This is a genomic window from Halalkalibacterium halodurans (assembly GCF_004376175.1).
Taxonomy (GTDB): domain Bacteria; phylum Bacillota; class Bacilli; order Bacillales; family Bacillaceae_D; genus Halalkalibacterium; species Halalkalibacterium halodurans.
In genome coordinates, this window is record NZ_SNUY01000003.1 from 113,360 (window position 1) to 136,396 (window position 23,037).

Below are 23,037 nucleotides of genomic sequence, written 5' to 3' on the forward strand. Positions count from 1 at the left end.
ATTTTCTAACTCGCAATAATCAACTCCATTCAGTTACAAGCTTGTGAAAACGCTTTTTCAAATCAGTAAAGCAGACGATCCGCTTCCAAGGGTTCGCAAATAACAGTCCGTATGTTAAGATGATGATATTGTAAGGAAACTCGAAAAAAAGATTAAGGCTGTATAGTGATGGAAAGGATAACCGAACATGGGAAAGATTCAAATTGAAGATATCATTATTGCTAACCAGACGTTAAAAGATGTCGTTGTCCATACCCCTTTGCAAAAAAACCAAGTACTCTCTGAGCGCTATGAGTGCAACGTTTATTTAAAACGGGAGGACATGCAAGTGGTTCGCTCGTTCAAAATCCGCGGCGCGTTCCATCAAATTTCCAGCATTTCGAAAGAGGAATTAAACAACGGGGTCGTCTGTGCCAGTGCAGGAAATCACGCACAAGGTGTTGCGTATTCCTGTCACACGTTGCAAATTCCGGGGAAAATTTTTATGCCGACGACGACGCCACGGCAAAAAGTAGACCAAGTCAAATTCTTCGGTAAGGAATATGTGGAGGTCATATTAACAGGGGATACGTTCGATGACTCTTTTAACGAAGCGAAAGAGTACGGAATAAAGCATAAAATGACCTTTATCCATCCATTCGATCAAGAAAAGATTGTTGCAGGTCAAGGAACCGTTGGGATGGAAATCATGAACGATATTGACGACAACATTGATTACTTGTTCTGTTCGATTGGTGGAGGCGGCCTTATTAGTGGTGTTGGAACATACATTAAAAGCATTAGCCCGCGGACGAAAGTGATCGGATGTGAACCGGCCGGAGCGCCAGCCATGAAGGAATCACTTAAGCAAGGGAAGGTTATCGAGCTTGAAAAAATCGACAAATTTGTCGACGGCGCAGCCGTAAAAAAGGTCGGAGAAATTCCTTTTGAAATTTGCCGAAAAATTCTGGAAGATATTGTTCTAGTACCTGAGGGAAAAATATGTACAACCATCCTTAACCTCTACAATCAAGATGCGATCGTAGCGGAGCCTGCAGGGGCGATGCCGATTGCTGCACTCGACTTTTTTAAAGACGAGATCAAAGGAAAGACGGTCGTCTGTGTGTTAAGTGGTGGAAACAACGATATTGGCCGGATGCAGGAAATGAGGGAACGCTCATTGATCTATGAAGGATTACAGCATTACTTTATCATCCAATTTCCGCAACGAGCTGGGGCATTGAAAGAATTCATTCTTGATGTTCTCGGTCCAGATGATGACATCACTCGGTTTGAATATACAAAGAAAAACAATAAATCAAATGGCCCCGTATTAATAGGGATTGAGCTGAAATGTGATGAGGACTATCATCGTTTAATGGATCGTCTCAACAAAAAAGGCTTTGAATATCGTGAAATTAATAAAAATGAGAGTTTGTTTAACCTGTTAATTTGACAGGGGAAAAGACGCTTCGGTCATAATTCGAGGCGTTTTTTTCGTAAGTAAAGAAAAATTCCGTTTATTACCTAGTGTTTAGATAACGCAGGATTGAATAAAAATGAGGGTTTCAATCGCTATCGATCATTCGTTTCTTCAAAATGACGGAAAAAGGACGATAAAAAGAGTGAACACGTATGTGAAGGGGAGATTGAACATGAGTCAAGACTTATTACAGACAGGAACGAACGAACTAGAAATCATCATCTTTACAGTAGGAAAAGAAACCTTCGCCATGAATGTCATGAAAGTGCGGGAAATCATTCAACCGATTCCTGTAACATCTGTTCCGAATAGCCATCCCCACGTGGAAGGGCTTATCCGACTCCGAGATGAAGTGCTTAGCCTTGTAGACCTATATAAAGTGCTAGGAGAACTGCGAGCAGAAGAGGCGACTGAAGATAAATTTATTGTCGGTGAGCTTAACCGGATGAAGGTCGCATTTCGCGTTGAAAAAGTCTCGAACATCCACCGGATTTCATGGAGCGATATTGAAAAGCCGACCGATCTTTCTCAAGGACTAGAGGGGCTCGTAACAGGGGTCGTTAAAGTCGATGACAAGCTTATCCTCTTACTTGACTTCGAAAAAATCGTTGTTGACATCAATCCAGAAACAGGAATCCACCCTCGCCAAATAGAAGGGCTTGAGAACAAAAACCGCAGCACTAAAAAACTAGTTATTGCTGAAGATTCTGTCATGCTTCGGAAATTGTTACATGATACTCTTACGGCTGCAGGCTATGAAAAGCTTACCTTTTTCGAAAATGGCGAAGAAGCATTTGCGTATCTAAACCATGAAAAAGAGGAAGGCACGCTGTTTGACAATGTTGATCTCGTCATTACAGATGTGGAAATGCCACAAATGGACGGCCTTCATTTAACGAAGAAAATAAAGCAAGATGAAGTTATGGGCAACGTTCCAGTCGTTATTTTCTCATCACTCATCACGAAGGACATTTATTTTCAAGGGGAATCGGTTGGAGCAGATGGACAAATCAGCAAGCCTGAAATCGCCCAATTGGTAAAGTTGATTGATGAGCTATTACATGTATAATAACAGTACATGGAGTAGAAGTTTGAAATACATATAAAGGATGTAGGCGATGGAATTTCATTTTTTTGGAACAGGGTCAGGCGTTCCTTCCATTGAGCGCAATGTGAGCGCGTGTGCTGTACGGTTTTTACAGCAACGTGGCAAGCAGTGGTTATTTGATTGTGGTGAGGCGACACAGCACCAAATTTTGCGTTCCTCGATCGCATTAGGAAAAATTGAGCGAATCTTTATTACCCATTTACACGGGGATCATATTTTTGGCTTGCCGGGTTTGCTCGGCTCCCGTTCGTTTCAAGGGGGAGAGAACCCGCTGTTCCTCTATGGACCTAAAGGTATACGATCCTTCGTGGAAACGGCTCTACAAGTATCAAATACCCATGTGAAGTATGAACTGACCATTGAGGAGTTTTCAGAGCCTGGTCTGTTGTTTCATGAGGAAGGGTTCAAGGTCGAAACAATTCTTCTCGATCATGTCATGCCTTGCTATGCGTTTAAAGTGACAGAAGATGACCGTCCCGGCGAACTGCTCGTCGATCGGTTAAAAGCAAAAGGTGTGCCACCTGGACCGGTTTACCGGAAAATTCAACAAGGGGAAACCGTTGAACTGCCAACTGGTGAACGCTTGGAAGCGAACGCTTTTTTAGGTCCACCAAAACGGGGGCGATCATTTGTGCTTGCGGGCGATACGCGGCCAGTCAAAGAGTTAATCCCGTTTGCTAAGAACGTCAATGTTCTTATTCATGAAGCGACCTTTTTAGACGATAAAAAGGGGCATGCCCACGAGTATGGACATTCTACGATGGCTGACGCAATTCAATTAGCAAAGCAGGCGAATGTGGATCATCTAATTCTTACCCACATTAGCTCCCGTTACCATGATATGAGTGATGAACTGCAAAAGAAAGCGCAAAATGCGTTTGCGAATGCAGTTGTAGCCCATGATTTTTACGTGTTTCACCTGCCGGTTGCAAAGGGATAAATGGCAAGATAACAGGGTATAGTAAGGGCATTCCCAAGTACGAAGGAGTGTCTAACTATGACGGTGCGTGAACACTTTTTTAACATGTTGGAAAAAGTGGACCAAACGTTATCAGAAGTCGAAGAGCAATTTGAAGACGGTTTGCGGGTGGGCGCATACGACGATGTCGCCTACCATGAAGCCCAACTTCGCTTAGAGCAGTTAAATCAGGAGCTCGAAGGGATTGTCAAATCAGCTACACCAGAGCAAAAAGAGGAACTCGAACGAGCGGTGCGGCAAATTCGACAGCTCGAAAACCGAATGATCTTAAAGCGATAAATGAGCAGGGAGCGGTTTAAAACCCGTTCCTTTTCCGTTTTAGCCATCTTTCCGTGTAAAATGGTAGGTTCTTCATAAGCTTTTTGTTACAATATGAGGGGAAGCATGAATGTGGCGAGATGAGGAGGTTTCGTGCTAGTGGGAAGCAAGGCACCTGCAGCTGCTAACACGCATGGGGTATACTTTCACTCACCGTTATGTGGGACGTGCAAAGTGGCAAAGCGGATGATCAAAGTGATGGAAGAAACGTTTCCTCATTTTGAGATTAGGGAAGTAAATATTAATGAAGAGATAGCGCTAGCTCACTCTCTCAAAGTAACGAGCATTCCTTGCTTGATTATTTTTCAAGAAGAGCGTGAAGCGGAGAGATTGTACGCATTTCGCTCGTTAGAACATTTATATACGAAACTAAAACCGTACACGGTTGTGGAGCGATTACATAAATCGTTTCGACTCGACCAAACGAAAGGGGATTAAAACGTCATGTCTATGCATTATGAAGATTATATGCGTCAAGTGGTTGAACCGATGAGAAGAGAATTAACCGAACGCGGATTTAAGGAGTTATTAACACCTGAAGAGGTTGAGCAATATATGGAATCGGCTGAAGGCACGACCCTCGTTGTCATTAATTCCGTCTGTGGCTGTGCGGCAGGGCTAGCCCGTCCGGCGGCAGTTACTTCTCTTGCTCACGATAAGCATCCAGATCATCTTGTGACCGTTTTTGCGGGTCAAGAGAAAGAAGCAACCGCTAAAATGAGAGAATACCTTGCGCCAAATCCACCATCCTCACCATCGATGGCCCTATTTAAAGGAAAAGAGCTTGTCCATTTTATCCCACGGGAAGAGATTGAAGGGGCGGAGCCAGAAGCTCTCATCCGTCGTCTGGCTATGGCGTACAACGAACATTGCGAATAATCGGTGTGTGACCGCTATGAAAGCACCGCTGTTTTCTTTAAAAGATGGTCAGACAGGAAACATCCTTCGTCTAGAGGACGTCAAAGGACAAGTGGTTATGCTCACGTTTTGGGCTTCGTGGTGCCCAGATTCGCAGCGAGATTTAGAGCAAAAGTGGGAGCTCTATAAACAAATGGATAAGGCAAAATTGGCGTTTCTGACGATTAACGTCACAGGTCGTGAGGGAAGATCAGGCGATGGGATAGCCTATGCAAAAGAGCATGGTTATGATTTTACGATTTTGTTAGATGAAGGGACGACCGTATATGACCAGTATCGCTGTATGGGCGTACCGACAACATTTTTGCTAGATGAAGAGCTAAACATAAAGTACCGCTATTCAGATAGAGCAGCATTTATGGAGATCATGCAAGGATTGTCAACGCTCTTGTAATGGGATTAAGAAGGGAGCCGAGAGAACATGAACATTCAATCAATTGAACCAACACCTAGTCCAAATACGATGAAATTAACCCTTGATCAAACGTTACCACAAGGAAAAAGCAATAATTACACGTTAAAAAATAAAGAGGAGGCCCCTCCTTTTATTCAAAAGCTATTTGAGATTGAAGGCGTTAAAGGGGTATACCACGTGGCCGACTTCTTAGCGATCGAGCGAAATGCAAAAGTCGACTGGAAAGTGATCCTGCCAAAGGTACGTGCCGTTTTCGGTGATGAAACAGGTGACGGGCCACAAAAAGAAAAGCCAGAAGTTCAAGAAGGCTACGGGGAAGTCCAAGTATTTTTACAACTATTTAAAGGCATCCCGATGCAAATAAAATTGTCAAATGGGGAAGAAGAAGTGAGAGAAGGCCTACCGGAGCGGTTTGCGAATGCAGCATTTGCCGCCCAACAGCCAGATGATAACGTCGTTCTCGAGCGTAAATGGGTAGAGCAAGGAGTCCGTTATGGGGAATTGGCTGATGTGGCGAAGGATGTAGCGGAGGAAGTATCAGCTGCCTTCTCTCAAGAGCGGCTTGATCGTTTAGTGAACATCGCGAAAGGTCTGGTCGATAAAACGCAAGAGCAAACCGAGGAGCGGTTTCGCAAAGTAACATTAGCGGACATGGAGCAAGACGACTGGCGCGATCGCTATGCAGCCCTCGACAAAATGGATCCAACTGAAGAAGATCTCCCAGTCCTAGAAAAAGCGCTACAGGATGAAAAAGCGTCGATTCGCAGGTTAGCGACCGTCTACCTTGGAATGATTGAAAAACCGGTTGTGCTTCCTTTACTTGAAAAAGCATTGAAGGACCCTTCTGTTACGGTGAGACGCACGGCTGGTGACTGTATGTCTGATATTGGTGACCCTGCAGCGATTCCTGCGATGATTGAAGCGTTGAAGGATAAAAACAAGCTTGTTCGCTGGAGAGCCGCCATGTTTCTATATGAGGTTGGAGATGAGACAGCCATTGATGCTTTGCGGCTGGCGGAGGATGACCCAGAATTCGAAGTAGCGATGCAAGTTAAAATGGCGTTAGAGCGCATTGTCGGTGGTGAAGAAGCAAAAGGCTCAGTCTGGAAGCAGATGACAGAAGAGATGGCAAAAGGAAAGAACGAATAACGAGTCATCGAAGCGGCGCCACACACGGGCGTCGTTTTTCACAAACGATACGAAAGGGAGGATTCACATGGACAAAGAACATATTCTAGATCGGCTCCAAAAAGAGGGGCTTGATGATGTAATTGAGCTTTTAGAAGATGCTGAGAAAGGTGAATTAGAGGAGCTGGAACTTGTTGAGTCACTAGGCCTCTTGCGCGATGAGCATTTAAACAAAGAGGTATTGTCACTTCTTCAATCATTAGGGGTCGAGCTCATTTACGTCAAAGATGAAGATGAATAAACATTAACGAACGAAGGAGGGAGGATTGTGCGCCCAGCACCTGAGCAAACGATTTCCAAAAAAGCATTACCTGTCTGGAGAATCCAGGCGAGCTTAAAAAGTATTTTGGTGTTACTTCTCCCTGTCGGTTATATGATTGCCCGATATTTCTTTGCTGGGCTCCCGCTCTGGCCACTTTGGCCACTACTGGCTCTGTTTGTCCTCTACGTCATCGTATCCGTTTTTATCTACCCAATTGTCCTTTGGCGCAAGTGGCGATATGACGTACTCGAGCAAGAAATTGACTTACAGTATGGCGTGCTTATTGTGAGACGCACACTGATTCCTATGACGCGCGTTCAACACGTTGATACGGAGCAAGGGCCACTATTACGAAAATATCAATTAGCAGCGGTCACCATTTCAACCGCTTCCTCTGTACACCGAATTCCTGCCCTTTCCCTTGAAGTGGCAGACCGGTTGCGAGACCGAATTGCAGTGCTAGCGGCGGTGGCTGAAGATGAATGAATTAAAACGTCTCCACCCTGCATCGATGCTTGTGTCGTTTATGATAAGTTTACGAGGAATGCTGGTGCCTTTAGTCGTTAGTTTCTTTTTAGGCACGAGCGCAACTGGCTTTCAATTTCAATACATATTTTATGGATTACTCATCTTCTCCTTTTTGTCAGGGTTCCTTGACTGGATCACGTTTCGCTACCGTTTGTCTGAACATGAATTGTATGTTCAACGGGGGATACTGATCCGAAAAAAACGGTATATTCAAAAACATCGCGTTCAGTCGATTGATGTGACGGCGGGAATATTTCAACGGTTATTTGGACTCGTAAAAGTGAAAATTGAAACGGCAGGCGGCGGGGCAGAGCCGGAAGTGGAGCTACTTGCCATTACAAAGCGGGAGGCCCAATTTCTCCGTGAGCAACTACTCGAAAAACGTCAGCTTTTAGAAACAGAATGGTTAGACGATTCTGATGAAGATGAGAAGGAAAAAGTTGCGTCAACGATTCCTTTGTTTACGTTAGGAAAGACAAGGTTATGGATTGCAGCGATCACTTCCAGTGGTATTGGCTTAACGTTGTCGGCCATTGGGGCGCTTTATAGCCAACTGCAACAATTCATACCAGACACTGTTTATGAGCAAACATTCGGCTGGTTTACGGCATCGAGTGTTTGGTTAGTGGTCATCGTTGCTTTTACGTTAACCGTAATCGCATGGGTCCTTTCCATATTAGCAACCATGAGCAAATATTGGAATCATCAAGTGCAGGCAGCGAAACAAGGAAGGGAGCTAATCATTACTAGAGGGCTTCTCGAAACCCGTCAGCTTACGTTGCAAACCAAGCGTGTAACAGCCGTACGACTCGTGTCGAACCTGTTCAGACAGCCATTTGGTTACACATCTGTCTATGTGGAGAGCAAGGGGGGCGGATCAAGTGATGAGCAGCTGTCGACCGTGTTGTTCCCCCTCGTCCGCAAGTCAGAAGTGAATGGGCTTTTAGCCAAATGTTTGCCGGAATATCAACTGGAAGATCAGACGATCATACCGATTCCAAAACGAGCCTTATTCCGATTCCTTATTCGAACGGTTAGCCTTCCTGTCATTGTGACAGCCCTTTTGTTTACATTCACCGACTATGGTTGGATTGGTATCGTCCTTATATTATTGGCGGTATGGCTCGGATATTCGCAATACAAAGTGGCTGGGTACTTTTATCGAGAGGATACACTAGTCTTTCGTTATCGCCAATTAAGCCAAGTCCACGTGATCGTTCCTAAACGAAAAATTCAAATGTTCGAAGTGGCAACATCGGTCTTTCAACAGCGCCTGCGCTTATGCAGTCCGCTTGTATCTGTTCAATCGAGCATTGTCGGTAAGACGTTCAGTGTCCGTGACTTGGATCGAAAGGATGGGAACCGGTTGCTGGCATGGTTTTCAATCGAACAGCCGTCGGTCTCCTTTAGTGACCGAACTCCAGAAAGAGCCACCGATTAAAGTAAAACTCCTCTCACCACAAGTGAGAGGAGTTTTACTTACTTCATTTCGAAAATTCATTCGTGTATGTGACGATGGATCGCGTGCCTTGATCGGTAGTAAACTCAAAGCGATCATATACTTCGTCTTTGCCGTTTTTCACTAGCTTTCGATCGTAGTGATGTTGAACGACCAATAATCCGCTAGGGGTTAAATAAGAAAGGAAGTTTACACCAGAAAAGGCTTGAACGGGTTGATGATTCGATTGGAGCAACTGAAACAGCAATGAGTTATGACAATGCACCATTTGCTGATGAGTCACCCCATGATCAGCGAGCCCTTTTTCAAAGGCAAGTAGCGCTTGTTTCTCAAGTTCATTTCGCAAAATATAATAAGGATCGAGTTGAATTTTTTCTAAGCGAATGGCGCTGTTTTCACGTAAACGAAATTGCCTACCGCCCTTGGAAGTAAAAGTCTGATCTCCGGCATATTGAACAGGAATCCATCCGTCCTTTGTTTTCCATTCGAATTCAAACGGACAACCTTCCAGCTCAAGATGTTGACCTTCTCCATCAACTAAAAATGGTCGGTCATTTTCAATTAAACATGTGTAATAAATGAAACGGTCTTCTTCTTGAGAAGAGGAATTGGTCACTCCTTGTTGTTGCAAGTAATGATCAATGGCTTCAATGTGTTTTTGCCCTTGTTGTTGAGAGTAACGAAGGGCGGCGAGCGTCTTAGCAGCTGCTTGCTTGAGCGACGTTTCAAACGGGAGGCGATCTTCCTCTTCAGCTGCTGTCAGTCTGCTACCTGCTACTTCGACCAGTTCACCATTTTCATAGATCGGAAGAGGGGTATGGGCGCTTCCTAAATCAATATGAGGAAATTGCACGACCTCACGAATTTTTACTTGCCCACGCCACGGTCTGCCCGGTTCTGCGATTACTTGTTTTAACTCTCCAATATATACACCCTGTTGTCCTTTATCGAGAATAACAGGTTTCCCTATTAATGCTTTTGCTTCTTTTCGATTCATGAGAAACCCTCACTTTTTTAAAATCAATGTTTTCGGTTCAAGGTTTGCTGAACGATTCGATTGACTTATTTTTTATGCTAATTGTATAAGAAAAAGGATAGGACTGCGACAAGCTTATTTTAATTAAAAGGGGTTACGTTCTATTATAAAAAGACGGACACGAGCTTTCAAGTAATCTACAGTCTACTAAAATAATGAAGAAGTCCCATCGCGCAAACCGGTAAATCCATTTGCAAATGCTTATACACTTTATGGTCATCAGTCACGCCGTTTTCCCTTAGGTGAGCAGTCACTTTATCCAACAGGCGATTGGCTAGTTTTTCTGGGCGATCACCATGTAGATAGGCTGATTCCCCCAATGTCACAAACAGATCAAGCCAGTTTGCCAACTGCTTGTAGACTTTTGCTGGCTGATGAGACACGCCAAAATGACCAAAATAAATTCGTTCTACTTTGTAACCTTCAATTTTTTTTAGTGATTCGAGCATGGCATTAGGATCGAACTGGTTCGGTGATGTAGAGGGGAGAATAAATTCCAACCCATCTTGCGCTAAAGGTTCATAGCGTACCCCCAACGTATCACCTGTAAAAATACCATTTGTCTTTTTATCGTAAATACTCACATGATGATTGGCATGTCCACGCGTATGCAAAAAGGTAAGTCCTTGAATCATCGTATCGCCATCTTCAACCGAAATCAATTTGCTTTCGGGAACTGGGATCACCGGATCAAATAGGGCATCAAAATGTGATCCATACACTTGTCTAGCTCCAGTTATTAGACGGGAGGGGTCAAGCAAATGACGAGCTCCTTTCGGATGAACATATACATGTGCATTCGGACAATGGGAAAGGAGCAGTCCAACGCCCCCTGCATGGTCTAAATGAATATGAGTAAGAACGATGTGACGGATGTCTTTTGGATCAATCATAAGTTGTTTAAGTCCTTTTAATATGTAAGGCACCGAATGACTCGGTCCTGTTTCAACAAGCGTTAATTCTTCTCTAAGCAATAAGTAACTTCCGGTGCGTCCTTGCAAATTGAGGTCAAAGCCATCGATTAACATTATATCTTTTGCTACAGATTGTATTTGCCCCATCATAACCCCCCATTTACTCATTAGTGAAAACCTTTACAAATAGTGTAAAATGAAAAGGGGAGAAGCGCAATGGTTCATATCACCCAAGGAAAAGAGCCAGACGTTGCATCATGTTGTCTGACTCTTTTCATCCGTTATTTTTGATCATAGCGAAGTTCGTTCAACCGTAGGAGATGCTCCATTCGTTCCACCCGCGCTTTTTCTAGCTCTTCGTTAAGGCTGATCAGCGTGAGTTCCATTTTCGATAACGTCACAAACACATTCTCTTTTTGATTGAGCTGATGCTGTGTCGTTAGCGATAAGTAGGTCGTCAATAAGTTCGGAATGTCTTCACGAAGCATACGCCGAACCGTATGGCGCTTTTCAAAATCAAGCAATTGAAAATCGGGTACGAGCTTTTCCGTTTGGCTGGCGATCCGTTTTAAACGACTTTCAAGCAATGGATCAAGGGCAAAATGGGAAAGCTGCTGAATAAATCTTTCCGTTTCTAGATGTAAAAGCTGTAAATCATTTTGGCTAGTAGCCGTCCGTTCTTGATGGCCAATCGTTAAAGCGGAAATCGAGGCTTCTTTGGAGGATTGAACGCCTAAAAAAGCTTCATCCAGCCGATTGATATGGTAGAAAATCCCTTTAAATAAAGGGGATTCCCGAATTGATCGGACGTGGGAGCGCCCATCTTTCATGTAATAGATGGAAGCTTCTTTCGTTTTTCCGATCCCATCTTTTGCCTTCACATATTTCCGATAACAGTCAATATAAATTTTCTTTTTAACGGCAGCTGTTGAATATTTTGTATCAAACATCATAACGCGAATGTGCTTATGATTAAGCTTCACATGTATACGTCGCTCTTTATGCTTCCTGCGTACTGAACGTTTCATGTTTTTTCCGTTTGACTGCTCAATAAGCTTTGTTAATATTCGTTCGGTATCGGCGATTAACTCCCGTGTGGCTTGATCGCTTACAATGTGCAAGTCAACTGGCTTCCGAGCGTTCGGTACAAATAGATGGAAGAAGGGCCATTCCTGAAGCATTTTCAATCGCCCACCTCCTCTCAAACTAAATAGGGTCATTTTCTTTATGAGGACGTTGATTTGCTTTCAATGAGCTTCGTTTTCATTTCCTTATTTAACGTATCTAACTCTGCAATGAATTTCTTACCGGATGAAACGATTCGTTCATTGGATTGTTCAGTTAATTCGATGGCGGCAAACACATCTTGGTACGCCTTTCTAAACGACTCGATCGCGATGGCGGGTTCTTCGAGCGTTTTTAATGTGTCCTCCGTATTTTTCTTCAACATTTCAGCATTAGATAACAGCATATTTTCTGTTGCTTCGTTCACGTTTTGTACAGCGTTGATCACTTTCTTTTGATTGCTCAATGCCAGCTGGATAGAAGCAGTGACGGTAATGATATTTTTCGTCATCGTAATCGCATTAAAAATCGCTTCCTCGAGCTTTTCATTATTTTCAACGATCAGATCGACAGACGCGAGGGATTGCTGTAAGACCATAATGGCCTGGGACATGTTTTTAATTCTAGAAATGACCTTTTGTTGTCCTTTTTTTAAAGCTGTCGGATTGTTTTTCCATTCCTCCGATGTCATTTCCGACTCGAGCATCGCATTAAGCTGCTTTCCCATTTCAATCTGCTCTTCAAGGTGGCTGATTCGTTCACGCGCTACCCCTTTTAACTGGGTGAGCATTAGCGTATCTTCCTGCAATTTATCCTTTCCGGTTAACAAGGCTTCAATGATATTTTCCACCTGTGCTTCCACGGTTTTATATCGTTGAGCGTACTGTTCCATAGGACTACGCCCAAGAATTTTATTCACAAATTTTTTTACGGCTCCCTGTTTTAAGTGATCGGGTTCAAGTTGAGAAACCACTTCCTTCAGTTGGTGCAACTTTTGCGGAAGATGATTGTTTTCGTCATTCATCATCTCTTTAACCGGTCGCTTTAACGCTTCAAGGGATTCCCCAGCTTCCCGCTGCGCCTCTTCACCTAATCCACCGAGAGACTCGATGAGCTCGTCAAGGTTTGATGTTGATTTAAATTTTTGCAGCCATTCTTCACTCTCATGTTTGACTCGTTGTTCCATGTTTTCTTGTTCTGACATACTTATCCCTCCATCCACCACCAAATGGCGTGTTGCTATATTTACGTAGCAAATAAAATGTTGGTTGCAAAGGTGTTCTAATGCAATAGATCTCCCTTTATTATGCAGGAAGGGACAAAACATGACAACAATCTCGGGACTGAAATTCATTGCGCCTTCTGACGGCTATTCGGTAAAGTAAGTGTAGACAATCAAAACAAGGATGGTCATGCCCATGTGCTTACTTACGTTTGCTTATCAAACGAACAAACGATTTCCATTCGTTTTTGCGGCCAATCGAGATGAATACTATGATAGACCTACTTTATTTGCCCATGAGTGGAAAGAGGACTCAAATGTGATTGGAGGTCGCGACCTTGAAAAAGGGGGGACGTGGCTAGGGTTCACAAAGAAGGGGAAACTAGCAGCACTAACGAATGTGCGAGATTCTTTCGAACATAGCGGGGCCCTTTTTCAATCAAGAGGCTTTATTGTCCGGGACTATTTAACTAGTAGAACTTCTGATCAGTTATTTATGGAACGCCTAATCCAAACGGCCAATGAGTTTGATGGCTACAACCTCGTTTTTGGTTCATATCACGACCTATATTATTATACGAACCGGATGGAAAAAGGAGAAAAACTAAAGCCGGGCTATTATATGCTCAGCAACGGACAAATGAACAGCAACTGGCCGAAAGCCGTGAAAGTGCGGACCCACTTGCAGTCTGTGCTTGAAAGAGAAAAGGACGTGGAGACAATCATGAAAAAGTTGCTTGTAACCATGCAGGATGAAGAGCGATTTCCTGATGAGCAATTACCAGATACGGGAGTCGGGATTGAATGGGAGCGTATCCTGTCGCCGATTTTTATTAACGGGAAATCGTATGGAACAAGGGCAACGACTGTGATCGTTTGCACTGATCAAGGAGAGAGCTTTTTTCGAGAATGGAACTACGGACCAAAGGGCACTTTTTTAGAAAAGCGAGAATTTCATATCCAATTACCTTCAAGTTATTTAAATATGAAGAAAGACTACGAATGATTTGAAGGTGATGACGACAATCCTTTCGTAAAATGGTGAAGGTTTATCATGGTGGTTCGCTATATTATTCGGATATAGACATTTGTCCATATGCGGGATATTTTGGTAATAAAATAATCTTTGTCATCTCCTGTTGTTATAAAAATACATTAAAATAAATTAATATTCACCCCGGTTCTGCCTTGAAGAGTGGTCATTAAAAAAATTTTTTAAGGAAAACCCAAGAAGAAAGCGTTTTCATCTTCTGGATTTGAAAGTTTTAATTTGCCGAAATGTCAGAAAAATGATATTATCTTGTATATTAGCTCAAAGCATGCTGTGAAGTGTGATGAGGTTTTTACTTTTAGGAGAAAGGTTGATGCCTATGCAAAACTATGGATACCCGAAGAAACAAGGCCTATACGACCCACAGTTCGAGCATGATAACTGCGGTATTGGCTTTTTGGCTCATATGAAGGGACAAAAATCACACAAAATCGTTGAAGATGCGCTTCACATCTTGTGCAACTTAGAGCACCGTGGAGGACAGGGTGATGAAGTCAATACAGGAGACGGCGCAGGAATTCTGTTGCAACTTCCTCATCGTTTCTTCCAAAAGGTAACTGTAAGCGAAGGCATTTCATTACCGGAGGAAGGGAAATACGGTGTTGGGATGCTGTTTTTGCCACAGGACGAATCGTTGCGTCGTGAAACTGAACGGAAGCTCGAGGCGATTGTCAATGAAGAGGGGCAAACGTTCCTTGGTTGGCGAACCGTTCCGACTGATGACTCAATGCTTGGCAATGCGGCAAAAGCAGCCATGCCATACATCCGTCAATTGTTTATTCAAAAAAGCGAAAATGTAAAGGCAGGACTTGATTTTGAACGAAAGCTCTATGTCATTCGTAAGCGGGCAGAGAATGAAATCGGCTCATTGGTAGAAGATGGCTCTTTCTACTTTGCTAGCTTCTCGAGCCGGACGATCGTATACAAAGGAATGCTGACAACAGAGCAGGTGGATCAATTTTATTTAGATGTAGTGGATCCAGATTTTGAAACAGCTTTAGCGCTCGTCCATTCCCGCTTTAGCACAAACACATTCCCAAGTTGGGAGCGTGCCCATCCGAATCGTTACATGATTCACAACGGTGAAATTAACACCGTAAAAGGGAACGTGAACTGGATGCACGCACGCGAAGCCAGATTTGAATCTGAAGTGTTTGGGACGGATCTTGATAAAATTCATCCAGTCATCGACCAAGAGGGCAGTGACTCGTCCATGTTTGACAATACGATTGAGTTTTTAAGTTTATCTGGACGCGCAATGGCCCATGCAGCAATGATGATGATACCAGAACCTTGGCAAAACGATGAGCACATGAGCAAGGAGAAAAAGGCGTTTTACCAGTTTCATAGTACATTGATGGAACCTTGGGACGGTCCGACAGCGATCGTATTTACCGACGGAACTCAAATCGGTGCCTGTCTTGATCGGAACGGCCTTCGTCCATCACGGTATTACGTGACAAAAGATGATTATATTATCATGTCATCAGAAGTAGGTGTTCTCGACATTGATCCAGAAAATGTTCTTTACAAAGAACGTTTGCACCCTGGTCATATGTTGCTCGTGGACCTTGAGGAAGGGCGGATCATTCCAGATGATGAGATTAAACATCAAATCGCGAGTGAGCACCCTTATGAGGAATGGGTGAAGGAAAACCTCGTTCAGCTGGAAGATGTGTTAGAAACGTCCCATGTGGAAGATACAGATTTCGGCAAGTTACGTGAGCGCCAATTAGCCTTTGGTTACACGTACGAGGAACTAACAAAAATGATTCAACCGATGGTGAAAGAAGGGGAAGACCCAGTCGGTTCCATGGGGTACGATTCACCGCTTGCTGTTTTGTCAAAACGGCCACAGCTTTTGTTTAATTATTTTAAACAATTGTTTGCCCAAGTAACGAACCCGCCAATTGACGCGATTCGTGAAAAAGTGGTCACTGCAATAGGAACAACCATTGGTGCTGAACGTAACTTGTTAAACCCTGAACCGTTAAGTTGTCGGCACATTTATTTACCATCACCAATCTTAAACAATGAAGAATTGGCGAAGTTAAAGCACAACAAGATGGACGGGTTTATGTCAACGACCTTGTCGATCTTATTCGATGCGAAGTCAGGTGCCCGAGGACTTGAGGAAGCATTGGAAAACTTGTTTGCTGAAGCAGATCAAGCGATTGAAGCCGGAAAAACATTGCTTATTTTAAGCGATCGCAAAATGAATGAAACGAATGCTGCTATCCCATCTTTGCTTGCTGTTAGCGGTTTGCATCATCATTTAATTCGCAAAGGAACGCGCACGAAAGTAAGCATTCTTCTTGAATCTGGAGAACCGAGAGAAGTTCATCATCATTGTGTTTTGCTTGGTTACGGGGCAGAGGCCATCAACCCATACCTCGTATTTGACTCAATCGACGCCTTATTGCGCGATGGTTTGTTAGATAATATCTCATATGTGGAAGCGGTTGAGAATTATGTAAAAGCAGCGGTGAAAGGGATTATGAAGGTACTCTCTAAAATGGGTATTTCAACCATTCAAAGTTACCGCGGTGCGCAAATATTTGAAGCGGTCGGAGTGGACGAATCGGTCATTAATCAATATTTTACATGGACAACGACACGGATCGGTGGTGTGACATTAAAAGAGATTGCTGAAGAAGTGCGCCTTCGTCATGAACGAGCTTTCTCTGAGCAAGAAGGTGTCGATAAAGCGCTAGATCCTGGTGACGATTTACAATGGCGACGTAACGGAGATCCGCACCAGTATAATCCACATACGATTCACATGCTTCAGCACGCATGTCGTAAAAACGATTATGACCTTTATAAAAAATATGCGTCGGCTATCAACGAGCAAGAAAAGGAGCAAACGACGTTACGCGGTCTGTTGAAATTCACTACTGACCGGAAACCTATTTCATTAGAAGAAGTAGAGCCTGTTGAGGAAATTGTGAAACGCTTTAAGACAGGGGCGATGTCGTTCGGTTCGATCTCAAAAGAAGCACATGAGACATTGGCAATTGCAATGAACCGACTTGGTGGAAAAAGTAACACCGGTGAAGGGGGAGAGGACCCAGATCGCTTCACTCCAGACGCGAATGGTGATCTTCGTCGCAGTGCCATTAAGCAAGTAGCTTCTGGCCGTTTCGGTGTGACGAGTCATTATTTAGTCAATGCAGATGAAATTCAAATTAAAGTGGCCCAAGGAGCGAAGCCTGGAGAAGGTGGACAACTGCCCGGAAATAAAGTCTATCCGTGGGTAGCGGAAGTACGTGGATCTACACCTGGCGTAGGGCTTATTTCACCACCTCCTCACCATGACATTTATTCGATTGAAGATTTGGCAGAGCTCATCCACGATTTGAAAAATGCGAACCCGCAAGCACGGATCAGTGTGAAACTCGTAGCTGGTACAGGCGTCGGGACGATCGCGGCAGGTGTAGCAAAAGGTCGTGCAGATCACGTAGTCATTAGCGGCTATGATGGTGGAACGGGAGCTGCTGCTCGAACCAGTATTAAACACGCAGGACTGCCGTGGGAAATTGGGCTTGCAGAAACCCATCAAACACTCGTACTAAACAATTTGCGTGACCGCATTTCCATTGAGACGGATGGGAAGCTTATGACAGGTCGTGATGTCGTGATTGCGGCGCTGCTTGGTGCAGAGGAATATGCATTCTCTACAGCTCCACTCGTAGTACTAGGCTGCATTATTATGCGCGTTTGTCATTTGGATACGTGCCCGGTAGGAATTGCTACGCAAAACCCAGAACTGCGTAAAAAATATATGGGTAAGCCTGAGCATGTGGTTAACTACATGACATTTGTTGCACAAGAGATCCGCGAAATCATGGCAGAACTTGGGTTCCGCACAGTTGATGAGATGATAGGCCGAACCGATGTTCTTGAACAGAATCGCAACATTGATAACTGGAAAGCCGTCCATGTCGATCTCTCAAGCTTGCTCTATCAGCCAAAGCCAGGACAGCAGGAGAAAAACTACAAGACGATCGAGCAGGATCATCAGCTTGAGCAATCACTCGATATGACAAAGCTTTTAGACATTTGCCGACCAGCGTTAGAGCGCAAAGAAAAAGTGCAGGCAGCTGTGTCGATTAAAAACATCGATCGTGTCGCTGGTACAATTGTAGGTAGCGAGATTAGCAAGCGTTATGGTGCTGCTGGTCTGCCGGAAGATACGATTGAGCTTACGTTTAAAGGCTCAGCAGGGCAAAGCTTCGGCGCCTTCATTCCGCGTGGGATGACGCTTCACCTTGAAGGGGATGCGAACGACTATACAGCAAAAGGATTGTCTGGCGGAAAAATCATCGTCCGTCCACCTGCCGGCTCGACCTTTAAAGCGGAAGAGAACGTGATTATCGGGAATACGTCGTTCTACGGAGCCACGAGTGGAGAAGCGTTTATCCGTGGTCAAGCAGGCGAACGATTCTGTGTTCGTAACTCAGGTGTCAATGTGGTCATTGAGGGAATGGGTGATCATGGGCTTGAGTACATGACAGGTGGTCGTGTCATCAACTTAGGAAAAGTTGGTAAAAACTTTGGTGCTGGTATGTCTGGTGGTGTCGGCTATATTTACGACTATGATGGGACGTTTGAGAAAAAATGCAACAAAGAAATGATTCTCCTTGAATCGTTATCAGATGAAGGAGATGTGGTCTTCATTAAGTCCATGCTTGAACGTCACTTGGCTTACACCGATAGTGACCTAGCTAAATCGATTCTTGCAGACTGGAATCAAGCAAGGAAACGATTTATTAAAGTCATCCCTAAAGATTACAAACGCATGCTCGAGGCGATTGAGCGAGTGAAGCGGGAAGGGTTATCTGATACCGAAGCGGTCATGGTTGCGTTTGATGAGAATAAAAACGATAAAAGCAGAGTTGGCGGTAAATAACTTGTTTAATCGACGGAGCGGTGACCTTGATCACCGCCCGTCTAATATGCATGAAGAGATCGAGAAAAATCGTTCGTAGTTTGGAGTGAGTGCTATGGGGAAACCAACAGGATTTATGGAATATAAGCGGGAAACACCTCCAAAGAAAGACCCCTTTGAACGCTCAAAAAACTGGCAAGAGTTTACCCTTCTTATGCCGGAGAGTGCATTGAGACAACAAGGGGCACGATGTATGGATTGTGGTGTTCCATTTTGTCAAACAGGGACGTCAATGGATGGTTCTGGGGAGATTGGTTGCCCCGTCTATAACTTGATTCCAGAATGGAATGACCTCGTGTATCGCGGTCACTGGAAGGAAGCGTTAGAACGTCTACACAAAACGAATAACTTTCCAGAATTTACAGGACGAGTTTGTCCTGCTCCGTGTGAAGGCTCGTGTACGGTTGCGATCAGCGACGACGCTGTTGCAATAAAGAGCATGGAATTCCATATTGTAGAACGTGGATTCCAGGAAGGTTGGATTGTGCCTAACCCTCCTAGATCGAGAACAGGCAAAAAAGTAGCTGTCGTCGGTAGCGGTCCTGCAGGCTTAGCAGCAGCGGCTCAATTGAACAAAGCCGGTCATTGGGTAACGGTTTTTGAACGAGAAGATCGCATCGGCGGGCTGTTGACGTATGGAATTCCTGATGTAAAGCTTCCGTATCACGTAGTGGAACGTCGAATCAACCTTTTAAAAGAAGAAGGGATTGAATTCCGCACCAATGTTGAAATTGGAAAAGATGTTTCAGCAAAGCAGTTAAAAGACGACTTTGACGCGGTCGTTTTATGTACAGGTGCGACAAAGCCACGTGATGTAAATGTTAAGGGCAGAGAGCTCAAAGGTATTCACTTCGCCATGGACTTCTTAACAGCAAATACGAAAAGCCTATTAAACTCGAACCATCAAGATGGTAACTATATTTCCGCAAAAGGGAAGCATGTCGTTGTGATCGGTGGTGGAGATACGGGGGCTGATTGTATTACAACCTCTGTCCGTCATGGGGCAAAATCGATTACGCAATTTGATATTAATCGTGAAAAATCAAACGAACGGCCTGACAATAACCCATGGCCTTTGTTCCCAATCGTCCATACGGTAGAGGACGGCCATAAAGAAGCGGCGGCTGTTTATGGAAAGGACCCGAGAGCTTATCAAGTCATGACGACAAAATTTGTCGGTGATGCTGAAGGTCATGTGAAGGAAATTCATACGATTTCTGTGGAAACAACCGTGCATCCTGATGGAAGCAAAACCCGTGTTGAAATTCCAGGCACCGAGAAAGTTTGGCCAGCTGACCTTGTGTTTCTAGCTGTAGGATTTACGGGGCCAGAAGAACAGCTTGTTCGTGAACTAGAGTTGGAAACTGATACACGTTCGAACATTAAAGCTGAGTATGGTAAATATGAGACGAGCTTAGAAGGTGTTTTTGCTGCCGGTGATAATCGCCGTGGACAGAGCCTTGTTGTTTGGGCGATCCACGAAGGTCGTGAAGCGGCACGAGAATGTGATAAATATTTGATGGGAGCCTCGAATTTACCGTAATGACACACAATTCTGTTATGGAATTGTAATAGTATTTTCATAGCTTTCATGAGAAAATAATAGAAACGGAGCGTTCATACTTCGATGGACGCTCCATTTTTTAGATATTTAAAGGGTAAGAAAAACGGTCGCTTCCGCCAGTGGTGGCAAGTCAAGTTTTTCTAAACGTTTTTCATGAAAGGGCGTAGGTTGTCATGGTCAAATGGATGAAAAGAGGAGTACTTGTCTCCACGGCGCTCATTACACTTGGCTTCGCTTCCCCAACAGATGTTGTAAGAGGGACGGAAAATAGTTCACTACCTGAAAAGTCAGAAAACACGGACAATGGAAAGCCGATCATTTACCGCGTAGATGCGGATTCGTATGGATTATATGATTCGGTTCTGAAAACACCAAATCATTATGTGCATCTGGCAGATGAAACAACCGCTAGATTATTTGCCGACGGTATTATTGAAGAAGCGTATGAGCAAAGTTTAAAGAAATTTGGTCCAGTTATCGCAAGAAAAATTGGTTCCATGTACGAAGAAAAAATCTTACCTGAGTTTAAACATGCTATTGTGGATGCGGTTGCAGGCATGCCAGTAGATGATCTGAACGATTTAAAGGTGTCCGATGATCCTGCTAGTGGGCAAGGTGAGAAGATTGTTCATCTCTATCATCAAAAAACAGGGAACGACCTATTACGACTCCACGTGCGGAGAGACCAGCCACCAAAGCAAGGGTATTGGTTTAATTTTCACTATCATTCCTATGAGGATCAATTCCAATCTCATCGCGAATTAGGAACGGTTTTTTGGGGGAAAAACATGCCTCCCTATTGGCAAGCATGAGTATAATGTAATTACAAATCAAAAGCTGCTCATTATGAGCGGCTTTTTTCTTTGGTTGATTCATGGGATCATTTATGTGTGATCGCCGTTTATGTCCTTGTACTTACGTAAGTTACAGCATAAACGAAAACCCTAATTCATTTCTGACATAACATTTTAGTGTGGTGACTTTCACATTATCAGAAGGATCCTTTTTGTGTATGCGCATAACTATACGGACGTTTCCAAGTAGCGTGTCAAAAGCACGGGACGCCTGCGGGAAAAGCCAGAGCTTCCGCTAATCGGGGAAATTTTCCCCGATTAGCGGAAGCCTCGCCCGCGGCACGCGAGTATTTTTAGAAACAATCAATCCTATATAAAAAACACTCGTATTAACTGGATTTTACAATATAGTTCTTTAGGTACGGATTGGTTTAGTGTTTCATATGGTTCATAAAAAGTAGTAGTTCATAGGAGGTGGTTTTTGATTTATTTGTAATAAATAAACCTATTTTACTAAAATAAAATGAGATTTTCTAAGTAAATATACATAAACTTAAGGCGGGCGGAAATAAAATATGGTACTCTATTACTAGATAACGCAGATATACATAGAGAGGAAAATGGAGGGAAGCTCGTATGGTTAAACAGTGGAGCATGATTTTATTTGCGTTCGTTCTTTTTATTGGGGTATGGGCCCTTGCTGTCATTAAGTTAAATAGCGAATCAAGTGCTCCGCAAGAGATGCTTAGTGATGAAGTCGTTGAGCGGGAAGATAACCTAACGTATCAGTTTGGACGTGATGATTCTCAAGCGATTAATTTGCAAGAAAGCCAGTATGAAGAATCAGAGGTTATAGAGAAACACGAGAAAGACAATGAAAAAGTCGAACGATCGATTAAACTCGATGACAAATGGATTGATCTAAGAAAGTATGATCTTTCTGTGATTTCGACACCGTCTGGCGTCCCAATCGATGATTTGCTCGATTTGCTTGAGATTCAGTAAGATGGTTCATAGGATGTTTAAATTTGTTCCGTTCCCGGGCTCGATACTTTTGATAGGATAAAGATAGAACAAAAGGATGAGAGGGGCATGGAAATGAAGCAATGGTTAAGGACGAAGTCTCCTCTTTTAAAGTGGGTACTTCGTCTTCTTTTTGCGTACGTTTGCGTAATAGTGGCAACACTTGCATTAGCGATCATTTCGATTTTTATTACGTTTACTTTTGTGATCATTGATACGATTAGTGACTCTACCCATTTAGGCGATTTTGCAGAAGCCTATTTTGTTCCAGTTTCTGAATATTTATGGGACATGTTCCTCTGGCTTGTTCCAGGATTGTAGTGTAGGATGGGAGGGAAACGATGACAGAAGAAATCATCATTGTACTTACCGTATTTGGTTTTTTTCTAATGAGTATGAGTAAAATGATTGTGGGAGAAGAAAAAACCTCCTCATCCAAGTAATGGAAATTTCCGTTACTTGGATGAGGAGGCCACCAAGCGAAAGCGCGGTAGGGTTTAAGCAAAATGCATGAAAAAAGGGTCTCTCCTTGGTAGAATCATAGTCGACAAAAACCCGATTCAAAGGAGAAACCCTATGCAAAAGAATAACACAGAATACCCAACTTTAAAAGAACTTGAACAGCTAGTTTGGAGGAAGTTACAGGAAACCTTCTCAAGTGTGATGACCTGCATACTAGAGGAATATGACGAAGAAATTATGCAACAACGTGATAAGCAACGCTTCCATTATAAAGATAAACGGCCTCTAAAAATAGACAGTTTATTTGGTGAGATTGAG

22 protein-coding genes are annotated in these 23,037 nt (G+C 43.5%); 18 read left to right on the plus strand and 4 right to left on the minus strand.

Annotated features, from left to right (window positions below; all coding sequences use genetic code 11):
- Positions 1 to 187 precede the first annotated feature (187 nt).
- The 11 genes from ilvA to E2L07_RS02000 all read left to right on the plus strand — a co-directional run bounded on the left by ilvA (position 188) and on the right by E2L07_RS02000 (position 8,619).
- Positions 188 to 1,435: a threonine ammonia-lyase IlvA gene (gene ilvA / locus E2L07_RS01950; protein ID WP_134228697.1), complete on the plus strand. Its 1,248-nt coding sequence runs from the start codon at positions 188 to 190 to the stop codon at positions 1,433 to 1,435.
- A 199-nt stretch (positions 1,436 to 1,634) separates the two neighbouring features.
- Positions 1,635 to 2,531, plus strand: a complete 897-nt coding sequence (locus tag E2L07_RS01955; protein WP_010897873.1) for a chemotaxis protein — start codon at positions 1,635 to 1,637, stop codon at positions 2,529 to 2,531.
- Positions 2,532 to 2,580: 49 nt separating this feature from the next.
- A complete protein-coding gene (gene rnz, locus E2L07_RS01960; RefSeq protein WP_134228698.1) occupies positions 2,581 to 3,510 on the plus strand; it encodes a ribonuclease Z in 930 nt (309 codons plus the stop codon).
- Positions 3,511 to 3,567: 57 nt separating this feature from the next.
- Entirely contained in the window at positions 3,568 to 3,828 is a 261-nt protein-coding gene (locus E2L07_RS01965; protein ID WP_010897875.1) for a YtzC family protein, read from the plus strand.
- A gap of 138 nt (positions 3,829 to 3,966) precedes the next feature.
- Entirely contained in the window at positions 3,967 to 4,305 is a 339-nt protein-coding gene (locus E2L07_RS01970) for a thioredoxin family protein (RefSeq protein ID WP_010897876.1), read from the plus strand.
- Positions 4,306 to 4,311: 6 nt separating this feature from the next.
- On the plus strand, positions 4,312 to 4,746 hold the full coding sequence (locus tag E2L07_RS01975) for a BrxA/BrxB family bacilliredoxin (protein ID WP_010897877.1): 435 nt from the start codon (positions 4,312 to 4,314) through the stop codon (positions 4,744 to 4,746).
- A 16-nt stretch (positions 4,747 to 4,762) separates the two neighbouring features.
- Positions 4,763 to 5,179, plus strand: coding sequence for a TlpA disulfide reductase family protein (locus E2L07_RS01980; protein ID WP_041820511.1), 417 nt, complete (start codon positions 4,763 to 4,765; stop codon positions 5,177 to 5,179).
- 27 nt (positions 5,180 to 5,206) lie between these two features.
- Positions 5,207 to 6,349, plus strand: coding sequence for a conserved virulence factor C family protein (locus tag E2L07_RS01985; RefSeq protein ID WP_010897879.1), 1,143 nt, complete (start codon positions 5,207 to 5,209; stop codon positions 6,347 to 6,349).
- A gap of 67 nt (positions 6,350 to 6,416) precedes the next feature.
- Positions 6,417 to 6,629, plus strand: coding sequence for a hypothetical protein (locus tag E2L07_RS01990; RefSeq protein WP_134228700.1), 213 nt, complete (start codon positions 6,417 to 6,419; stop codon positions 6,627 to 6,629).
- Positions 6,630 to 6,656: 27 nt separating this feature from the next.
- Positions 6,657 to 7,136 (plus strand): PH domain-containing protein, encoded by a 480-nt coding sequence (locus E2L07_RS01995; protein ID WP_053431328.1) that lies wholly within the window; start codon positions 6,657 to 6,659, stop codon positions 7,134 to 7,136.
- Positions 7,129 to 8,619: a PH domain-containing protein gene (locus tag E2L07_RS02000; protein WP_010897882.1), complete on the plus strand. Its 1,491-nt coding sequence runs from the start codon at positions 7,129 to 7,131 to the stop codon at positions 8,617 to 8,619. Before E2L07_RS01995 ends, E2L07_RS02000 begins: the two co-directional genes overlap by 8 nt.
- Positions 8,620 to 8,662: 43 nt before the next feature.
- Here E2L07_RS02000 and E2L07_RS02005 read toward each other — a convergent pair whose 3' ends face one another.
- The 4 genes from E2L07_RS02005 to E2L07_RS02020 all read right to left on the minus strand — a co-directional run bounded on the left by E2L07_RS02005 (position 8,663) and on the right by E2L07_RS02020 (position 12,856).
- Entirely contained in the window at positions 8,663 to 9,634 is a 972-nt protein-coding gene (locus E2L07_RS02005; protein WP_010897883.1) for a DUF2777 domain-containing protein, read from the minus strand.
- Positions 9,635 to 9,810: 176 nt separating this feature from the next.
- Positions 9,811 to 10,734: an MBL fold metallo-hydrolase gene (locus E2L07_RS02010; RefSeq protein WP_166740003.1), complete on the minus strand. Its 924-nt coding sequence runs from the start codon at positions 10,732 to 10,734 to the stop codon at positions 9,811 to 9,813.
- A 134-nt stretch (positions 10,735 to 10,868) separates the two neighbouring features.
- Positions 10,869 to 11,768: a hypothetical protein gene (locus E2L07_RS02015; RefSeq protein ID WP_243854886.1), complete on the minus strand. Its 900-nt coding sequence runs from the start codon at positions 11,766 to 11,768 to the stop codon at positions 10,869 to 10,871.
- A 44-nt stretch (positions 11,769 to 11,812) separates the two neighbouring features.
- The gene (locus tag E2L07_RS02020; protein ID WP_134228702.1) at positions 11,813 to 12,856 is read right to left on the minus strand and encodes a toxic anion resistance protein; all 1,044 of its coding nucleotides are present in this window, start codon (positions 12,854 to 12,856) and stop codon (positions 11,813 to 11,815) included.
- Between the two features lie 214 nt (positions 12,857 to 13,070).
- Here E2L07_RS02020 and E2L07_RS02025 point away from each other — a divergent pair, with 214 nt between their 5' ends.
- The 7 genes from E2L07_RS02025 to E2L07_RS02055 form a co-directional block, all read left to right on the plus strand.
- Positions 13,071 to 13,880, plus strand: a complete 810-nt coding sequence (locus E2L07_RS02025) for an NRDE family protein (protein ID WP_134228703.1) — start codon at positions 13,071 to 13,073, stop codon at positions 13,878 to 13,880.
- 364 nt (positions 13,881 to 14,244) lie between these two features.
- Positions 14,245 to 18,837 carry a glutamate synthase large subunit gene (gene gltB, locus E2L07_RS02030; protein WP_134228709.1) on the plus strand — a complete coding sequence of 1,531 codons (4,593 nt, stop codon included), beginning with the start codon at positions 14,245 to 14,247 and terminating at the stop codon, positions 18,835 to 18,837.
- A gap of 94 nt (positions 18,838 to 18,931) precedes the next feature.
- Positions 18,932 to 20,419, plus strand: a complete 1,488-nt coding sequence (locus tag E2L07_RS02035; protein ID WP_010897890.1) for a glutamate synthase subunit beta — start codon at positions 18,932 to 18,934, stop codon at positions 20,417 to 20,419.
- A gap of 194 nt (positions 20,420 to 20,613) precedes the next feature.
- Positions 20,614 to 21,252, plus strand: a complete 639-nt coding sequence (locus E2L07_RS02040; protein ID WP_010897891.1) for a YpjP family protein — start codon at positions 20,614 to 20,616, stop codon at positions 21,250 to 21,252.
- Positions 21,253 to 21,870: 618 nt separating this feature from the next.
- Positions 21,871 to 22,239 (plus strand): hypothetical protein, encoded by a 369-nt coding sequence (locus tag E2L07_RS02045; protein ID WP_134228704.1) that lies wholly within the window; start codon positions 21,871 to 21,873, stop codon positions 22,237 to 22,239.
- A gap of 87 nt (positions 22,240 to 22,326) precedes the next feature.
- Positions 22,327 to 22,578 carry a hypothetical protein gene (locus E2L07_RS02050; protein WP_010897893.1) on the plus strand — a complete coding sequence of 84 codons (252 nt, stop codon included), beginning with the start codon at positions 22,327 to 22,329 and terminating at the stop codon, positions 22,576 to 22,578.
- Positions 22,579 to 22,833: 255 nt separating this feature from the next.
- Positions 22,834 to 23,037 (plus strand): UPF0236 family transposase-like protein (locus tag E2L07_RS02055; RefSeq protein ID WP_208401959.1); only part of this gene is annotated, 204 nt, incomplete at its 3' end.

Excerpts from the sequence above, each read along its gene's own strand:
- ilvA (WP_134228697.1), top strand. The coding sequence starts at position 188 with ATGGGAAAGATTCAAATTGAAGATATCATTATTGCTAACCAGACGTTA.
- E2L07_RS01955 (WP_010897873.1), top strand. The coding sequence starts at position 1,635 with ATGAGTCAAGACTTATTACAGACAGGAACGAACGAACTAGAAATCATC.
- rnz (WP_134228698.1), top strand. The coding sequence starts at position 2,581 with ATGGAATTTCATTTTTTTGGAACAGGGTCAGGCGTTCCTTCCATTGAG.
- E2L07_RS01965 (WP_010897875.1), top strand. The coding sequence starts at position 3,568 with ATGACGGTGCGTGAACACTTTTTTAACATGTTGGAAAAAGTGGACCAA.
- E2L07_RS01975 (WP_010897877.1), top strand. The coding sequence starts at position 4,312 with ATGTCTATGCATTATGAAGATTATATGCGTCAAGTGGTTGAACCGATG.
- E2L07_RS01980 (WP_041820511.1), top strand. The coding sequence starts at position 4,763 with ATGAAAGCACCGCTGTTTTCTTTAAAAGATGGTCAGACAGGAAACATC.
- E2L07_RS01985 (WP_010897879.1), top strand. The coding sequence starts at position 5,207 with ATGAACATTCAATCAATTGAACCAACACCTAGTCCAAATACGATGAAA.
- E2L07_RS01990 (WP_134228700.1), top strand. The coding sequence starts at position 6,417 with ATGGACAAAGAACATATTCTAGATCGGCTCCAAAAAGAGGGGCTTGAT.
- E2L07_RS02000 (WP_010897882.1), top strand. The coding sequence starts at position 7,129 with ATGAATGAATTAAAACGTCTCCACCCTGCATCGATGCTTGTGTCGTTT.
- E2L07_RS02005 (WP_010897883.1), bottom strand. The coding sequence starts at position 9,634 with ATGAATCGAAAAGAAGCAAAAGCATTAATAGGGAAACCTGTTATTCTC.
- E2L07_RS02010 (WP_166740003.1), bottom strand. The coding sequence starts at position 10,734 with ATGGGGCAAATACAATCTGTAGCAAAAGATATAATGTTAATCGATGGC.
- E2L07_RS02015 (WP_243854886.1), bottom strand. The coding sequence starts at position 11,768 with ATGCTTCAGGAATGGCCCTTCTTCCATCTATTTGTACCGAACGCTCGG.
- E2L07_RS02020 (WP_134228702.1), bottom strand. The coding sequence starts at position 12,856 with ATGTCAGAACAAGAAAACATGGAACAACGAGTCAAACATGAGAGTGAA.
- E2L07_RS02025 (WP_134228703.1), top strand. The coding sequence starts at position 13,071 with ATGTGCTTACTTACGTTTGCTTATCAAACGAACAAACGATTTCCATTC.
- gltB (WP_134228709.1), top strand. The coding sequence starts at position 14,245 with ATGCAAAACTATGGATACCCGAAGAAACAAGGCCTATACGACCCACAG.
- E2L07_RS02035 (WP_010897890.1), top strand. The coding sequence starts at position 18,932 with ATGGGGAAACCAACAGGATTTATGGAATATAAGCGGGAAACACCTCCA.
- E2L07_RS02040 (WP_010897891.1), top strand. The coding sequence starts at position 20,614 with ATGGTCAAATGGATGAAAAGAGGAGTACTTGTCTCCACGGCGCTCATT.
- E2L07_RS02045 (WP_134228704.1), top strand. The coding sequence starts at position 21,871 with ATGGTTAAACAGTGGAGCATGATTTTATTTGCGTTCGTTCTTTTTATT.
- E2L07_RS02050 (WP_010897893.1), top strand. The coding sequence starts at position 22,327 with ATGGAAATGAAGCAATGGTTAAGGACGAAGTCTCCTCTTTTAAAGTGG.